This window comes from Amycolatopsis sp. NPDC049252 (assembly GCF_043197175.1).
Lineage (GTDB): Bacteria > Actinomycetota > Actinomycetes > Mycobacteriales > Pseudonocardiaceae > Amycolatopsis.
Window position 1 is genome coordinate 86,471 of the sequence record NZ_JBICSQ010000011.1, and the last position, 16,114, is coordinate 102,584.

15 protein-coding genes are annotated in these 16,114 nt (G+C 71.0%); 11 read left to right on the plus strand and 4 right to left on the minus strand.

From position 1 onward, the window contains the following. Positions 1-351: 351 nt before the first annotated feature. Genes ACGFMK_RS16240 through nudC form a run of 5 tightly spaced genes read left to right on the plus strand, consistent with a single transcriptional unit; the run spans position 352 to position 7,349 of the window. Positions 352-2,049 carry a DUF2207 family protein gene (locus ACGFMK_RS16240; RefSeq protein ID WP_392763282.1) on the plus strand — a complete coding sequence of 566 codons (1,698 nt, stop codon included), beginning with the start codon at positions 352-354 and terminating at the stop codon, positions 2,047-2,049. Position 2,050: 1 nt separating this feature from the next. Next, positions 2,051-3,640: a DUF2207 family protein gene (locus tag ACGFMK_RS16245; protein ID WP_392763064.1), complete on the plus strand. Its 1,590-nt coding sequence runs from the start codon at positions 2,051-2,053 to the stop codon at positions 3,638-3,640. A gap of 9 nt (positions 3,641-3,649) precedes the next feature. Beyond that, positions 3,650-4,942 carry a M16 family metallopeptidase gene (locus ACGFMK_RS16250; RefSeq protein WP_392763069.1) on the plus strand — a complete coding sequence of 431 codons (1,293 nt, stop codon included), beginning with the start codon at positions 3,650-3,652 and terminating at the stop codon, positions 4,940-4,942. Next, complete coding sequence (locus ACGFMK_RS16255; protein WP_392763071.1) at positions 4,939-6,330, plus strand: M16 family metallopeptidase; 1,392 nt, start codon at positions 4,939-4,941, stop codon at positions 6,328-6,330. The genes ACGFMK_RS16250 and ACGFMK_RS16255 overlap by 4 nt, the downstream gene beginning before the upstream one ends. Next, a complete protein-coding gene (gene nudC, locus ACGFMK_RS16260) occupies positions 6,330-7,349 on the plus strand; it encodes an NAD(+) diphosphatase (protein WP_392763074.1) in 1,020 nt (339 codons plus the stop codon). Before ACGFMK_RS16255 ends, nudC begins: the two co-directional genes overlap by 1 nt. On the opposite strand, the gene ACGFMK_RS16265 is transcribed toward nudC, so the two are convergent. Further along, the gene (locus tag ACGFMK_RS16265; RefSeq protein WP_392763077.1) at positions 7,350-7,799 is read right to left on the minus strand and encodes a hypothetical protein; all 450 of its coding nucleotides are present in this window, start codon (positions 7,797-7,799) and stop codon (positions 7,350-7,352) included. After that, the gene (locus ACGFMK_RS16270) at positions 7,796-8,167 is read right to left on the minus strand and encodes a hypothetical protein (RefSeq protein WP_392763079.1); all 372 of its coding nucleotides are present in this window, start codon (positions 8,165-8,167) and stop codon (positions 7,796-7,798) included. The genes ACGFMK_RS16265 and ACGFMK_RS16270 overlap by 4 nt, the downstream gene beginning before the upstream one ends. A 322-nt stretch (positions 8,168-8,489) precedes the next feature. Here ACGFMK_RS16270 and ACGFMK_RS16275 point away from each other — a divergent pair, with 322 nt between their 5' ends. The 6 genes from ACGFMK_RS16275 to ACGFMK_RS16300 are packed head-to-tail and all read left to right on the plus strand — an operon-like array spanning position 8,490 to position 15,216. Beyond that, positions 8,490-9,725 (plus strand): ROK family transcriptional regulator, encoded by a 1,236-nt coding sequence (locus ACGFMK_RS16275; RefSeq protein ID WP_392763285.1) that lies wholly within the window; start codon positions 8,490-8,492, stop codon positions 9,723-9,725. A gap of 23 nt (positions 9,726-9,748) precedes the next feature. Beyond that, positions 9,749-11,110 (plus strand): extracellular solute-binding protein, encoded by a 1,362-nt coding sequence (locus ACGFMK_RS16280; protein WP_392763081.1) that lies wholly within the window; start codon positions 9,749-9,751, stop codon positions 11,108-11,110. After that, positions 11,107-12,102 (plus strand): carbohydrate ABC transporter permease, encoded by a 996-nt coding sequence (locus ACGFMK_RS16285; RefSeq protein WP_392763084.1) that lies wholly within the window; start codon positions 11,107-11,109, stop codon positions 12,100-12,102. The genes ACGFMK_RS16280 and ACGFMK_RS16285 overlap by 4 nt, the downstream gene beginning before the upstream one ends. Further along, a complete protein-coding gene (locus ACGFMK_RS16290) occupies positions 12,099-12,989 on the plus strand; it encodes a carbohydrate ABC transporter permease (RefSeq protein WP_392763087.1) in 891 nt (296 codons plus the stop codon). Before ACGFMK_RS16285 ends, ACGFMK_RS16290 begins: the two co-directional genes overlap by 4 nt. Next, a complete protein-coding gene (locus ACGFMK_RS16295; protein ID WP_392763090.1) occupies positions 12,986-14,251 on the plus strand; it encodes a 6-phospho-beta-glucosidase in 1,266 nt (421 codons plus the stop codon). Before ACGFMK_RS16290 ends, ACGFMK_RS16295 begins: the two co-directional genes overlap by 4 nt. After that, positions 14,248-15,216 carry an N-acetylglucosamine kinase gene (locus ACGFMK_RS16300; protein WP_392763093.1) on the plus strand — a complete coding sequence of 323 codons (969 nt, stop codon included), beginning with the start codon at positions 14,248-14,250 and terminating at the stop codon, positions 15,214-15,216. The genes ACGFMK_RS16295 and ACGFMK_RS16300 overlap by 4 nt, the downstream gene beginning before the upstream one ends. A 65-nt stretch (positions 15,217-15,281) precedes the next feature. On the opposite strand, the gene ACGFMK_RS16305 is transcribed toward ACGFMK_RS16300, so the two are convergent. Together ACGFMK_RS16305 and ACGFMK_RS16310 are read right to left on the minus strand one after the other, a co-directional pair. Beyond that, the gene (locus tag ACGFMK_RS16305) at positions 15,282-15,788 is read right to left on the minus strand and encodes an SRPBCC family protein (RefSeq protein ID WP_392763096.1); all 507 of its coding nucleotides are present in this window, start codon (positions 15,786-15,788) and stop codon (positions 15,282-15,284) included. Then, a complete protein-coding gene (locus tag ACGFMK_RS16310) occupies positions 15,785-16,108 on the minus strand; it encodes an ArsR/SmtB family transcription factor (protein WP_392763099.1) in 324 nt (107 codons plus the stop codon). Before ACGFMK_RS16310 ends, ACGFMK_RS16305 begins: the two co-directional genes overlap by 4 nt. Positions 16,109-16,114 lie beyond the last annotated feature (6 nt).

Sequence of the window (16,114 nt, forward strand, 5' to 3'; positions counted from 1 at the left end):
AGGCTGCCCTTGGCCCGGCTGGCCCTGCCCCGGTCGCCCCCGCCCCGGCTGCCCCTGCGGCAACGGCCGGTTCGCCGGCGGTGGCAACGGCCGGGCCCCCGGCGGAGGCGACGGAGGCAAAGGCGGGACTGGCGGCTGTGGCGGCCGAGCCCCCGGAGGCGGCACCGGACGTCGCGGGTCGGGTGGACCCTGCGGCGGCTGAGACATCTTGGCGGAACCCCCCGTGGACTATCCCCGTCGGAAGCGGCGTACCTGCGCTGATCTCGCCGTTCCGGCCGTCAGCATAGATCCAGTGCTCTAGGGTGTGGTGCTGTGTTGAGGAAACTCGCCGCTGTGGTCGCCGCGGCCGGGATGCTGACCGCGGGAACAGCCGCGGCCGCCGACGGGCCGACCGCCGGGCCGCCGCTGCCCGCCCAGCCGAGTGAGCAGGTCAAGAAGCCGCAGCTGCTCGGCAGCGTCGTGCCGGGCCAGCCGCCCGCCGACGGCACCAGCGCCGACGTCGCGCTCAAGCTCCTGCGCGACGGCTCCCTCTCCGTCACCGAAAAGGTCACCGTCCCCGGTGGGCAGCAGCTCGTTTCCCGCGTCCCGCTGCGGGTTTCGGCCGGTGACGACCAGGATCGCGTCTTCGCCGTCCGGGACGTCAAGACCGAGGGCGCCGCCACCGGCCAGGTCACCGGCGACCAGCTCGTCCTCACCTTCACCGGCGGCACCTCCACCGTCACCTACCTGGTCGACGGCGTCGTCGCCGACCAGGGCGGCCGGCAGCAGGCGCGCTGGCAGGCCGCGAGCGGCTTCGACGGCCCGGTCGCCAAGCTCACCGCGTCGTTCATCGCGCCGTCGCCCGAACTGTCCCCTGTGGACTGTTTCGCCGGCCCGATCGGCTCCAGCCGTCGTTGCACCCTCGCCGAGCTCGACCACACCGGCGTCGTGCGCCTGGAGCAGAACGACGTCCCGCCGGGCGACCGCGTCGACCTGCTGGTCGGCCTGCCCGCCAACACCACGCCGGCCACCGCGAAGTTCGCCGACATCGGCCTGCTCGCCAGCGCCTTCGCCATGACGCCGCTGACCGGCATCGTCTTCGCCGTCCTCCTGGTCCTCCTGATCGCCGCCGCGGTCTTCGTGGTGCGCCGCCGCAAGCAGGACGCGGGCGCGCTCACCGCCGCCACCGGCCCGGTCGAGGTGCTGCTGCGTGACGGCGAACGCGTCTACTTCGCCTCCCCGGACGGCGTGCTGCCCGGGCAGGTCGGCACGGTGATCGACGAGACCGTCGACGTCGTCGACATCAGCGCCACCGTGGTCGACCTCGCCGTCCGCAACTACCTGTGGCTGGCCGAAGTCCCCGGGCAAAATGGGCCCGACTGGCAGCTCGCCCGCCGCAACCCGCCCGACGAGCACCTCCACGACTTCGAGCGCGCCGTCTACGAAACGCTCCTGCCCGAGGGCACCGACGCCGTGCTCGTGTCGCAGCTGCGCGCCCGCGGCGGGCTCGACCTGCGCCGGATCAGCGACGCGATGTACGCCGACGTCGTCACCAAGCGCTGGTTCTCCCGGCGCCCGGACACCGCGCGCGGCCGCCTGACCTGGCTCGGTGCCGGGATCTTCGCGCTCGGGCTGGTCGTCACGGCGATCCTCACCTTCACCGTCGGGGACGCGCTGCTCGGCGTCGCGCTCGCGCTGGCCGGGCTCGGCGTGGCCGCCGCGGCCGCGCTGCTGCCGTCGCGCACCGCGCGCGGCCGGGTGCTCGTCGGCCAGGTCCGCGGCCTGCTGCACTACCTGCACCACGCCAAGGCCGAGGACATCCCGCCGGGCGACCGCGAGATGGTGTTCTCGCGGTCGCTGCCGTACGCGGTGGTGCTGGGTGACACCGAACGCTGGCTGGGCACCTTCGCCGCGCTCAACCCGGCGTCGGACGGCACGGCCGGGCTCTACTGGTACGGCGGCATGGAGGCCGACAGCGACCTGCGCCGGTTCGGCACGCACTTCCCGTCGTTCCTGACCGCGCTCGACGGGCTGCTCACCGAGTCCGGCCGCACCACGTCGCCGCGCTGACGTGCTCGCGGCGGCGGTGCTGACGCTCCTCCTGGCCGCGGCGCCGGTGGACCAGCCGCCGCTGCCCGCGCTGCCGCAAAGCGCCGAGATCCAGCTCAAGGTGCAGCGTGACGGCTCGCTCTCGGTCGCCGAAGCGGTGTCCGTGCCGGGCGGCGTCACGATGGACCGCCGGGTCGCGCTGCGGGTCGCGGCGCCGCACCACCGCGACCGCGTCTACGGCGTCCGTGACGTCGTGCTCGAAGGCAGCGGCACGGCGTCGGCCGACCAGGACGCGTTCACCGTCCACCTGACGTCCGGCACGTCGATCGTCCGGTACACAGTGGACGGTGCGGTCGACGGCGACCGCGTCACCTGGGAGCTCGCCGGTGGCTGGAACACCGACCTCAAGTTCCTCCGCGCCTCCTTCGCCGCGCCGAAGATCCCGACGGCCGTTGACTGCCTCGCCGGGCCGGCCGATTCGGACTTCCCGTGCGGCGCCGCGCAGATCGACCACGCCGGCCTGACCCGGTTCAGCCAGCAGAACCTCCTCGCGGGCCAGCGGATGACGGCCACCGTCGAGCTGCCGGCGGGCACCGTCCCGGCGAACGCCCGGCTGGTGCCGTCCAAGACGCTCGCGGGCGCGTTCGTCGTCACCGCCCCGGTCGGCTGGGCCTGGGCGTGCTTCGGCGCGCTGCTGCTGGCCGCGGCCGCGTTCGTGCTGTTCGCGCGGCGCCGGGACGCCGCCGCGCCGGAGCCGCCGAAGGCCGAGCTGGTTTCGCCGAGCGGCGAGTTCGCGTCACCGGAAGGGGTGCTGCCGGGCCACGCCGGCGTGCTGCTGCACGGCCGCGCCGGGCCGGCCGACCTGGCCGCGACCGTGCTCGACCTGGCCGTCCGCAACTACCTCTGGGTCAGCGACGGCGCCCGGCTGACCCGCCGCAACCCGGCCGACGAGCACCTGACCTCCTTCGAGCGTGCGGTCTTCGACGCCGTCCTGCCGGAGGACTCGGTCACCCTTGCCGAACTGCGGCGCGACCACGTCGCCATCGCACCGGCGCAGCTGTACGCCGACGCCGTCCGCCGCGGCTGGCTCGCACCCCGGCCCGGCCGGCTTCGCCGCGCCGGGATCCGGGTCGGCTTCTACGGCGTGTTCCTGACCGTCCTGCTGGCGTTGACCGCCGGGTACGCCCAGCTCGGCGTCGTCCTCGCGCTGGCCGGGGCGGCCACCACGGTGGTTTCGGCAGCGCTGCCGGCGCGTCGGCGGGTCGGTCTCGACGTCGCACGACGGCTGCGCGGGGTCGCCGCGGAACTGGCTGCCGTGAAGGTCGGGGACCTCGGCAAGCCGCACCGGGAACTGGTGTTCTCACGCGGCCTGCCGTACGCGCTCGCTCTGGGCGAACTAGGGCCGTGGGTGGCCGCGTTCGACGGCCTCGAGCACCCGCCGGCGGTCTACTGGCACGACGGCGACATCACCCCTGACCAGGCCGGATCCTTCGCGACGGCGCTCGCGGGCGCGTTCGCCGGCGCCCGCCGCGCGCGGCTGCTCGCCGCGCTCGGCCCGGACGCCGGTTCTCACCCGCCAGCCGGGAAGCCAGGAGGCGCCGAGCCGTCGTAGGGTGGGGCCATGGCCGATCCCGAGCTCGTCCGATACACCCTAGACAACGGTTTGCGCGTGGTCCTCGCACCCGACGCGACCGCGCCGGTGGTCGGCGTCAGTGTCCACTACGACGTGGGTTTCCGCTCCGAGCCGGAGGGACGCACCGGTTTCGCGCACCTCTTCGAGCACCTGATGTTCCAGGGCTCCGAGAGCCTGGAGAAACTCGCCCACTTCCGGCACGTCCAGTCCAGCGGCGGCACCTTCAACGGGTCCACCCATCCGGACTACACCGACTACTTCGAGGTGCTGCCGAGCGCCGCGCTGGAGCGCGCGCTGTTCCTCGAGGCCGACCGGATGCGCGCGCCGAAATTGACCGCCGAGAACCTGGCGAACCAGATCGACGTCGTCAAGGAGGAGATCCGGCTCAACGTGCTGAACCGGCCCTACGGCGGGTTCCCGTGGATCACCCTGCCGCCGGTGCTGTACTCGACGTTCCCCAACGCGCACAACGGTTACGGCGGCTTCGAGGACCTCGAGAGCGCCACGGTCGAAGACTGCGCCGCGTTCTTCGACACCTACTACTCGCCGGCCAACGCCGTGCTCACCGTGGCGGGCGACTTCGAGATCGCCAACGCCAAGAACCTGATCGAGCAGCACTTCGGCGACGTCCCGCACCGGCCCGCGCCGCAGCGGCCGTCGTTCGCCGAGCCGCTGCCGACCACCGAGCTGCGCGGGGAGAACCTCGACCCGCACGCCCCGCTGCCCGCGCTCGCCGTCGGCTACCGGATGCCCGACCCGATCAACGACGTCGACGGTTACCTCGCCTACCTCGTGCTCGCCGGCGTGCTGACCGACGGCGACGGCTCCCGGCTGCAGCAGCGGCTGGTGCACAAGGAGCCGCTGGTCGTCGACATCGGCGCCGGCGCCGGGCTGTTCGGCCCGTTCGAGGCCCGCGACCCGGACACGTTCACCATCACCCTGATCCACCCGCACGAGGTGACGCGCGAGCGCGTGCTCGCGGCGCTGGACGACGAGCTGCAGAAGCTCGCCGACAGCCCGCCGAGCGAGGAGGAGCTGCGCAAGGTCACCGCCCGCTGGACGGCCAGCCTGCACTCCGAGCACGACCGCCTGGTCTCCCGGACCCTCGCGCTCGGCTCGTTCGAACTGCTCTACGGCGACGCGTCGCTGGTGTACCAGCTCGCGGACCGGATGTCCGCCGTCACCTCGGAAGCCGTTTCGGCGGCGGCGAAGGCGCTGCGCCCCGACGCGCGCGCCGTCCTGGTGGTCAAGCCCGCTTCGGAAGGGACCAACGAGCAGTGAGCTCCCCCACGACTTCTGCAACGCACCGCAGCGCCGAGGAGATCGGCCGCACCGCGCGGGGGCCGCGTCCGCTGCCCCCGCTGGGCGAGCAGCGCGTTGCCGGCGACCTGTCCCATGTGGACACCACGCTGTCGAACGGACTGCGGGTGCTGGCCGTCCGCAAGGCGACCGTGCCGATGGTCGAGGCGCGGCTGTGGATCCCGTTCGCGGGCGACGACGCGCTGCACCCGGCGACCGCCGAGGTGCTCGCCGAGACGATCCTCACCGGCACCGCCCGCCGCAGCCGCATCGACATCGACACCGAGCTGGCGCTGATCGGCGGCGACATCGGCGTCGGCGTCGACCCGGAACGCCTGGTGCTGACCGGCTCCGCGCTCGCCGCCGAGCTGCCGACGTTCCTCGACGTGCTCGCCGACGCCCTCACCGGCGCGACGTACGCCGACGAGGAGATCGCGCGGGAGAAGGAGCGGCTGGTCGAGCGGATCGCCGTCTCCCGCACGCAGCCGCGCACGATCGCCCGCGAGGCGCTGCAGAAGCACCGCTACGGCGACCACCCGGCCACCCGCGAGGTGCCCAAGGCCGAGGACGTCGCGGTCGTGACGCCCGAGCAGGTCCGTGCGCTGCACCAGGCGTCCGTGCAGGCGCGCGGCTCGGTGCTGGTGCTGGTCGGCGACATCGACCCGGGCGGGGTCATCGGCGAGCTGGAGAAGGTGCTCGGCGCCTGGGCGTCGGACCGCTCCGCCGTCCGCCTGCCCGCGCTGCCGGACCTGACCGGCCCGAGTGTGCTGCTGGTGCCGCGCGCCGGGGCCGTGCAGTCGCAGATCCGGCTGTCCGCGCAGACCGTGCCGCGCACCGACCCGGGTTACGCCGCGCTGCAGCTGGCGAACCTGGCCTACGGCGGGTACTTCTCGTCGCGGCTGGTCGAGAACATCCGCGAGAACAAGGGGTACACGTACTCCGCGCACTCCGGTTTCGAGTTCACCGACGACACCGCGGTGGTCAACGTCGACGCGGACACCGCGACCGACGCGACCGCCCCGGCGCTGCTGGAAACCCGCTACGAGCTGGGCCGCCTCGGCCAGGTCCCGCCGACGGGTGACGAGCTGGAGTCGGTGCGGCAGTACGCGATCGGCTCGCTGCTGACCTCGACGTCGTCGCAGGCCGGGCTGGCCGGGCAGGTGCTGGCGCTGGCCTCGACCGGGCTGGGCCTGGAGTGGCTGAACGAGCACCCGGCGCGGGTCGCCGCCGTCACCGCGGAAGAAGTCGCCGACGCGGCGCTGAAGTACTTCGCTCCCAAGCGGTTCACCGGCGTGGTCGTCGGCGACGCGGCGGTGCTGGAACGCAAGCTGCTGGCGCTCGGTGACGTCGAAGTGGGCGAGCCGGCCTGATGTCCGTCCCGTTCACCCTCGGTGCCCTGCCGACCCTGTCCCGGTCCACTGTGGACCGTCAGGAGGGCTTGCGCACCAACCCTTCACGACTGCTTTCCCGCTGGGCTGACGCCCGGGTCGTCCTGCTGGACGACACCGGGCGCACCCCGGTCGTCGAGGGATCGTCGGTTCTGGCGTTCCGCAAGGCCGTCGACTTCGGCGCCGAGCCGCCGCCGGACGCGGTCTTCCTCGGCGAGTGGCAGGACACGGACTACTGGTCGCTCCCGGGTGGCCCCTCGGGTGAGACCGACACCGTCAAGATGGCCGGCAGCTGGGGCTTCGTCGAAGAGGTCCCGCGCGTCGACGGCGAAATCTGGGTCGAGCTGCGTGGTTACGGCGACCTGCTGGACGACACGTCGGCCGGCCTCTTCACGACGGCGCAGGCGTTGCGCAACTGGCGTCGCCAGGCCAAGTTCTGCACCCGCTGCGGCCACCCGACCGAGCTGATCCAGTTCGGCTGGGCGAGCAAGTGCACGAACGACGGCCGCGAGGAGTACCCGCGCACGGACCCGGCGGTGATCTGCCTGGTGCACTCGCTGGAGGGCACCAACGGATCCCACGTCCTGCTGGCCCGCCAGCCGATCTGGCCGCCCGGGCGGTACTCGGTGCTGGCCGGCTTCGTCGAGGCGGGGGAGTCGCTGGAGGCGTGCGTGCTCCGCGAGATCCGCGAAGAGGTCGGGGCTGCCGTTTCCGACGTCCGCTACCTCGGTAGCCAGCCGTGGCCGTTCCCGCGTTCGATCATGCTGGGCTTCACCGCCCGGGCGGACCGCACGCTGCCGCTGGTCCCGGCGGACGGCGAGATCGAGGAAGCGCTGTGGGTGTCGCGCGCGGAAGTGCGGGCGGCGTTCGAGAACAGCTCACTGCGCAACGAGGGCGCCAAGCCCACCCCGATCGCGGACGGCGCGGCGGAGATCCTCCTGCCGGGCAACTCCTCCATCGCCCGCGTGATGCTCAAGGCCTGGGCGGACGCGGAGGAGTAGTCACGGCCAGTACGGCTGGGCCAGCTTCGCCGCCTCGGTGATGGCCCGGCCGTCCAGCGTGGTGGCGGTGCGGTCCAGACCGGCCTTCCGCCACTCGACGGAGAACTCGAAGGGACCGGCCGGCAGCGGGCTCAGCCAGAGCTGCCGGTCGCCCCGGTAACGGCGGTCGTCGTAACTCGCGCCGCCGCCGACCTCGGTCAAGCTGCCGCGGTCGACCCGGAACTTCAGACCGTCGCCGGTCGGGCCGGGGAACCCGCCGGCGTGACTTTCGCCGATGCCGTCCCAGGTGGACCGGTCCAGCGTCCCGCGCCGGACGGTCAGGTGCAGGTGCAGAGCGCAGCCGTCCGGATAGGCGACGACGTGCTGCAGCGCGACCACGGCGAGGTCCGTCCGCGCGACGAACCGCGCGATCGGCACGGGGTACCCGAGCACGTCATCGGGCGGCGTCATCGCAGGTCACCGCGCTCGATCACCGTGCGGTTCGGCTCGCCGGTGAGGTTGGGGATGGCGCCGTACGCCAAGTTCAGCGTCTCCAGCCGGTACTGCCACTGGTCGCCGCACCCGCACGTCGAGCCGAAGCGGTAGTTGATCTGCCAGCGCAGCCACTCGCCCGGCCACAGGCGGACCGGCTCCGGTCGCCACTCCCTCCTTGGCCAGCTCATCGGCGCCAGTTCGATCCGCACGGTCAGCGAACCACCGGCTTCCCGGAGTGTCACGCCGTCCAGCGTGTCGAGCACCTTGAACCGCGGTTCGAAACCGGTCGACTCGTCGACAGCCACCTCGTGGATCGGGGCCTCGCCGGGCCAGGGAAAGGCCACCGGCACGCGATTGCGTGCGGAAGCCGCCGGACCACCCCGGGACCGCTTGGTCCAGGTGGTCCGCACCCGCTGCGCGAAGAAATCCACAGGACCAGCATCCCCGCGCGCGCAACCGGAAATCCGCTGACCAGGCCCACATCGCCCGGCGGAACTCGTTCACCGGTGTTTCCGCCACGTGGCCCAGTACGCCGTCAAGCGTTACCTGGCCGTTTCCGGAGCCCGTTGACGGCTGTGGCTCGGCTCACTACAGTCCCCGAAAACCGTCTGTAAAGTATCCTAATTAAGTCGGGAGCGACGACAAGTGCGAGCCGGTAGCCCGCGGATGCTGCGTGAGATCAACGATCGCGCGGCCATCGAGGTCCTCCTCCGGGAGGGGCCGCTGACGCGCGCCGAGCTCGAGCTCGCCATCGGGCTGTCCAAGCCCGCCACCGCGCAGCTCATCACCCGGCTCGAGCAGGACAACCTGGTCGTCAAGGCCGGAGTACGGGGTGGCGGACGCGGTCCGCGCGCCCAGCTCTGGTCGGCCAACGGCGGGCTCGCCTACGTCGCCGCCGTCGATCTGACCCCGCACGTCGCGGACTTCGTCGTCGCCGACGTCGCCGGGACGATCCTCGCCGAGCACCAGGTCGCGCTGCCCGTCCACGAAGGCGCCGACGTCGTCGGGACCTTCGGCGAGGCACTGAGCCATGTCGCCGAAGCGGCCGGGATCACCCGCGAAGAGCTCGCCCACGTCGTCATCGGCGCCCAGGGCGCCTTCGACCCGCGCACCGGCCTGCTCTCCTCCGCGCCGCACATCCCCGGCTGGCTCGGGTTCGACGTCCCGCAGAAGCTCAGCGACGAGCTCGGTGTCGACGTCCTGATCGAGAACGACGTCAACCTCGTCGCCGTCGAGGAGATGAGCGCCGGGAAGGCGCAGGACGTCGACGACTTCGTCATGGTGTGGCTGTCCGAAGGGGTCGGCGGCGCGGTCGTCATCGGACGCCGGCTGCTGCGCGGCGCCACCGGCGGCGGGGGCGAGATCGACTGGATGCGCGTGCCCGACCCGGCGACCGTCGACACCGGTGACGTCTGGCCCGAGGCCGGCGCCCGGTTCGGCAACCTCGTCGACTCGCCCGCCATCTGCCGCCTCGCCGCCGCCCACGGCATCGAAGCCGACACCGCGTGGGACGCCGTCGAGCTGGCCGGAGACGCGCACCCGTTCCTCGACGATCTGGCCCGGCGCGTCGCCGGCGGCATCGCGAACCTCGTCGCGGTCGCCGACCCGCAGCTCGTCCTGCTCTGCGGCGACACCAGCCGCGCCGGCGGCGAGAACTTCGCCGGCCTGGTGCAGGGCCGGCTGCACGACCTCGTCCTGCCGCGGACCCCGGTCGGCTGCGCTTCCGTGCAGGGCAACGCCGTCCGCGCCGGAGCGCTGCAGTCCGCGCTTGCCAAAACCCGTGAGGACGTCTTCGGCGTCGTCACCCCCACGCTCCTCGGGTCGCGCCGACCCGCGGTCGGACCCTCGCCCGGTAAAGCGGCGGTCCCGAACACCCGTCCCGCCCCGTCCCCAACCGAGTAGCCCAACCGATGAGGAGGAGGGCCATGCGCCCTACCAACCGGACCCGTCGCGGCGCAGCGTTAATCGCCGTGGCCGCGGCGTCCGTCCTGCTGACCAGCGCCTGTTCCGGCGCCGCCGCGCCGAGCGGTGGCGGTGACGCGGCCGCCGCGCCCGGCAAGGACGACAAGATCACGATCACCGTCTACAGCAAGTTCACCGATCGCGAGTACGGCGTGGTCACCGCGGGCCTGAACAAGCTCAAGGCGAAGTACCCGAACATCGAGATCAAGCACGAGGGCAACCAGGACGACGACAAGCTCACGCAGTCGATCCGCGGTGGCAACCCGCCCGACGTCGCGATCTCGTTCTACACCGACAACCTCGGCGCCTGGTGCTCCAACGGCAGCTTCCAGGACCTGAAGCCCTACATCGACCGCGACAAGATCGACCTGAACCAGATCCCGGAAGCGGTCCGCAACTACACCGAGTACCAGGGCAAGCGGTGCGCCATGCCGATGCTCGCCGACGTCTACGGCTTCTACTACAACAAGGACATGTTCGCGGCGAAGGGCGTCACCTCACCGCCGAAGACCACGGACGAGTTGCTCGAGGACGCGAAGAAGCTGACCGAGTACAACGCGGACGGCTCGATCAAGGTCGCCGGCTTCCTGCCGTCGATGCCGTTCTACGCCAACCAGGCCCAGTACTGGGCGCCGAACTTCGGCGCGCCGTTCCTCGGCCCGGACGGCAAGTCGGACCTCGCCACCAACCCCGGCTGGAAGGCGATGTTCGAGTTCCAGCAGAAGCTGATCGACGCCCTCGGCGGCCACGACAAGGTCGAGAAGTTCAAGGCCGGTCTCGGTGACGAGTACTCCGCCGACAACGGCTTCCAGAAGGGCAAGCTGGCGATGATCTACGACGGTGAGTTCCGCACCGCGTTCATCAAGGACCAGGCGCCGACGCTGAACTACGCCACCGCCCCCGCCCCGGTGCTCACCACCATGGCGGACAAGTACGGCAGTGCCTTCACCACCGGCACGATCATCGCGATCCCCAAGGGCGCCAAGAACCCGGGCGCCGCGTGGGAGCTGATCAAGCAGGTCACCCTGGACACCGACACCCTGGTGGACATGGCCAACGGCCTGAAGAACGTGCCCAGCACGAAGGCCTCGCTGACGTCGCCCCGCCTCGACCTGCAGCCGCAGTTCAAGACGTTCCTCGACATGTACGACAGCGGCAAGCTCGTGTCGAACCAGACCACCCCGATCGGTGACGCGCACCTCAAGGCGGTCAACGACTTCGCCGAGAAGTGGCAGGCCGGCTCGATCCCCGATCTGACCGAAGGCCTGAAGAAGGTGGACGCGCAGATCGACGACGAACTGAAGCAAAAGGGCGCAGGCGGATGACCTCCATTGTCGCCGAGAAAGCCCAGGGTTCCCCGTCCGCGCCGGAAAAGGCGCGGGCGGGGGCCCGCCGGGCCGGCAAGCGCCGCCGGACCGCGCTGTTCTTCATGGCCCCGGCGCTCATCGGGTTCCTGGTCTTCTTCGGTTACCCGCTGATCGCCACGGTCTACTACTCCTTCACCAAGTACGACCTGATCAACCCGCCGCAGTTCATCGGGTTCGACAACTACGTCCGGATGTTCACCACCGAGCCGCTCGTCGCCACCGCGGCGTACAACACGCTGTGGCTGGTGGTCGTCCTGACCGTTTGCCGGGTGGCGTTCTCGCTCGGCATCGCGTCGGTGATCTCCCGGCTCAAGTCGGGTGTCGGCCTGGTGCGGACCCTCTGCTACCTGCCGACCCTGGCCCCGCCCGCGGCGGCGACGCTGGCGTTCGTCTTCGTGTTCAACCCGGAGTTCGGCCCGGTGAACCGGTTCCTGCGGCTCATCGGCATCGACGGCGGCCTGTGGTTCAACAGCCCGGCCATGTCGAAGCCCGCGCTGACGCTGCTCGCGCTGTGGGGCTCCGGCGAGCTGATGATCATCATCCTGGCCGCGCTGCTCGACGTCCCGACGGAACAGTACGAGGCCGCCGAGCTCGACGGCGCCGGCTCGGTCCGGAAGTTCTGGCACGTCACGCTGCCGTCGATCTCGCCGGTGCTGCTGTTCGGCGTGGTCAACTCGATCATCTACGCGCTGCAGTTCTTCACCCAGGCGATCGTCGCGGCGTCCGCCTCGGCGGGCACGGCCGACGTCGCCGGCAACTCGAAGCTCATCGGCGCGCCCGAGAACTCGACGCTGACGTACCCGATCTGGCTGTACGTCCAGGGTTTCCGCTACTTCAACATGGGTTACGCGGCGGCGATGGCGGTGCTGCTGTTCATCGTTTCGGCTGGCTTCACCTGGATTCTCGTGCGGCAGCTGCGTAAGTCCCAGCACCAGGAGGAGGGGGCATGACCGCACTGGCGGACGCGCCGCAGAAGCCGGCGGGCGTGGACCCGAAGGTGCGGTTCAAGCGGAGCTGGGACCGGCGCCTGTCCTGGATCGCGTTGCACGCGACCGGGATCGCGCTCGGCGTGATCTTCATGCTGCCGCTGCTGTTCGTGTTCCTCACCGCGGTGATGGCGGACGACCAGGCGATGACGGCGAGTCTGTGGCCGACCGAATGGCACTTCGAGAACTTCGTGACGGTGTTCAAGAAGGCGCCGCTGCTGGAGTACTTCGGCAACAGCCTGCTGTATTCGGCGCTGGCGACGATCGGCGCACTGCTTTCGGCGATCCCGGCGGCGTACGCGCTGGCGAAACTGCGGTGGCGCGGGCAGAACCTGTTCTTCATGCTCACGGTGGCCGCGATGATGCTGCCGCCGCAGGTCACGGTCGTGCCGCTGTACGACCTGTGGGTGCGGCTCGGGCTCACCGGCACGCTCGTGCCGCTGATCACGCCGTACTTCTTCTTCGACGCGTTCTCGATCTTCCTGCTCCGGCAGTTCTTCCTCACCATTCCGAAGGACTACCTCGAAGCGGCGAAGATCGACGGCTGCAACGAGTTCCAGGCGATGTACCGGGTGCTGATCCCGATGGCGAAGCCCGGGATCGCGGCCACCGCGATGTTCTGCTTCCTGTTCACCTGGAACGACTACTTCGGGCCGCTGCTCTACACGGGCGAGAACCAGGACCACTGGCCGCTTTCGCTGGCGATCGCGTCCTTCCGCGGCATGCACCACGTCGAGTGGAACATGACGATGGCGGCGACCGCGCTGATCATGGCACCGGTGATCGTGCTGTTCATCTTCGCGCAGAAGTCGTTCGTCAAGGGCATCACATTCACGGGAGTCAAGGGATGAAGCTGGCAGTCGTCGGTGGCGGGTCCACCTACACGCCGGAGCTGATCGACGGGATCGCCGGTCGGAGGTCCACTTTGGACGTCGACGAGATCGTGCTGGTGGACCCGGACGCCTACCGCGTCGAGGCCGTCGGCGGGTTCAGTCAGCGGCTGCTCGACCACGCCGGCCACCCCGCGCGGGTCCGGACCACGCAGTCGCTCGAAGAGGGCGTCGACGGCGCGTCGGCGGTGCTGATCCAGCTGCGGGTCGGCGGCCAGCGGGCGCGGCGCTCCGACGAGACCTTCCCGCACGCCTGCGGCTGCGTCGGCCAGGAGACGACCGGCGCGGGCGGCCTCGCGAAGGCGTTGCGCACGGTCCCGGTGGTGCTCGACATCGCCGAGCGCGTCCGCAAGATCGCCGGTGACGACACGTGGATCGTCAACTTCACCAACCCGGTCGGCATCGTCACGCGCGCCCTGCTCAACGAGGGGCACCGCGCCGTCGGGCTGTGCAACGTCGCGATCAACCTGCAGCGGCAGTTCGGGAAGCTGCTGGGGGTCGGCGCGGACGACGTCAAGCTCGTCCACACCGGACTCAACCACCTGAGCTGGGAGCGCGGCGCGCTCGTCGACGGCGTCGACCGGCTGCCGGAACTGCTGGACCAGCACTTGGACTACCTGTCCACTGAGGTCAGCGTGCCGGAGAAGTGGTTGCGGCGCATGAACGTCGTGCCGTCGTACTACCTGAAGTACTTCTACGCGCACGACGAGCAGGTCGCCAAGCAGCGCACCGAGCGGCCGCGGGCGGAGGTCGTCAGCGACGTCGAAGAGGAGCTGCTCAAGATCTACCTCGACCCGGAGCAGAACACGAAGCCGGAGTCGCTGGAGAAGCGCGGCGGCGCGTACTACTCCGAGGCCGCCGTGCAGCTGGTGCACGCGCTGACCGCGGGCGGCCCGGCCGAGGAGCACGTGGTGAACGTCCGCAACGATGGCACGTTCGGCTTCCTGCCCGACGACGCCGTCATCGAGACTAGGTCCACTGTGGACTCGAAGGGGGCGACGCCGATCGCGCAGTCGCCCGTGGAACCGCAGTTCTCGGGTCTCATCGCGGCGACGACGGCGTACGAGTTCCTGGCGCTGGAGGCGGCGGTCAAGGGCGGCCGCGACCGCGTGGCCGACGCGCTGCTGGCGCACCCGCTGGTGGGCCAGTACACCAAGGCCGACACGCTCGCCGATTCGCTCGTGCAGATCAACCGTGAGTACCTGCCCTGGGCGCGCGGATGAAGCCGGCTGTCATCGCCATCGACGGAGGGAACAGCAAGACCGAGGTCCTCGTGGTGTCGCACGAGGGCGTCGTGCTCGGAAAGTCGCGCGGGCCGGGGGCCTCGCCGCAGAACGTCGGGGTCGCGGCCTGCGTCGCGGCGCTGGAAGCGCTGGTGCTGGAGGCTTTCCCGGATTTCGGGGAGAAGCCGTTCGCGGTGCACACGTCGGCCTACCTCGCCGGGCTCGACTTCCCGCGTGAGGAGGAGGCGCTGCACGCGGCGCTGGCGGCCCGCGGGTGGAGCGACACGCTGACCGTCGGCAACGACACCCTCGCGCTGCTCCGGGCGGGCAGCGCGGGGGTCGGCGTGGCGGTGGTGTGCGGCGCCGGGATCAACGGCGCCGGTGTCGGCCCGGACGGGCGGGTGCACCGCTTTCCCGCGCTGGGCAAGATCTCCGGCGACTGGGGCGGCGGTTACCGGCTCGGCGAGGAGGCCCTGTGGTGGGCGGTGCGCGCCGAGGACGGCCGCGGCCCGCGCACCGCGCTGCAGGCGGCGGTGGCCGGCTTCTTCGACCGGACGACCCTGCTCGACGTCGTCCAGGGCCTGCACTTCGAAGAAATCCCCGCCGCCTCGATTCACGGGCTCTGCCCGCTGCTGTTCGAGGTCGCGGCGACCGGCGACGAGGTGGCGGCGGACATCGTCACCCGGTTCGTCGAGGAGGTCAGCGTGTTCGCGGCGGTGATCCTGCGGAACCTCGACCTGACCGGGGAAGCGCCGGAGGTCATCCTCGGCGGCGGTGTGCTGACGGGCGTCGGCGCCCCGGTGATCGCCGAGATCGAGAAGCGGTGCCTGAAGGTCGCCCCGCGCGCGGTGGTGCGCGTCGTCGACGTCAACCCCGTGGTCGGCGCGGCCCTGTTCGGGCTGGACACCTTGGACGCGCCGGCGTCCGCCAAGGCCGCGCTGAAGGCCGCGACCCAGCGCGCGTAGACCCCGGCGGGCCCGGCTCGAAGCGGCGCGAGCCGGGCCCGCCGGACCCTCGTTCAGGCCGAGAGTCAGGCCGGGACGATGACGTCGCCGGTCTCCAGCAGGGACTTGAGGTCCGACAGGATCCACGCCCAGCCGCCACCGGCGTTCTCGCCCGGCCTGGCGTTGACGTCCTCGTGCACCCCGGCGACCATGTCGGCGGTCAGCGGCGCGCCGGTGACGTCGTGGGTGACGGTGAGTCTGGTGCCCGCGGTCTGCGTCGCCTCGATGTCGTAGGTGACGGTCGTGTACGGCTCGTCCGCCATGGCCGGGTCCATCAGCAGCTTCCAGGTGATGACGAGCTTGCGCGGCGGGTCGGCTTCGAGGACCTCGCCGTCGATCAGGTCCCCGGTGTAGCCCCCGTCGATGTACGCCTGCGTCGGGTGGGTCCGGTGTTTTCCGCCCGCCTTCAGATCGAAGTCGACGAGGCCGGTGTAGCCGTACTTCTGCGTCCACTCGGGCTTGGTGATGGCTTCCCAGATCCGCTCCGGAGTCGCCTTGATGTAGATGCGGTTGACCTGCACGGTGTTCGTCATGGTTCGTCGCCTTCCAGTTCGTTCTTGAGGTCGAGCAGCGCGGTCACGTGGCGCTCGGTGTACTTGTCGATCCACCGGTCGTGGATCTGCCGGATCGGCACGGGGTTCAGGAAGTGCAGCTTTTCGCGGCCCTCCCTGCGCGCGACGACCAATCCGGCCTCCTCGAGCAGCTTCAGGTGCTTCATGACGCCGAAGCGGCTCATGTCGACCTGCGTTTCGAGTTCGGTGAGCGTGCGCCCGTCGCGTTCGAAGAGCAGGTCGAGCAGGAACCGGCGGGTCGGATCCGCCAGCGCCTTGAACACCAGGTCATCGTCGGGCACGCCGGA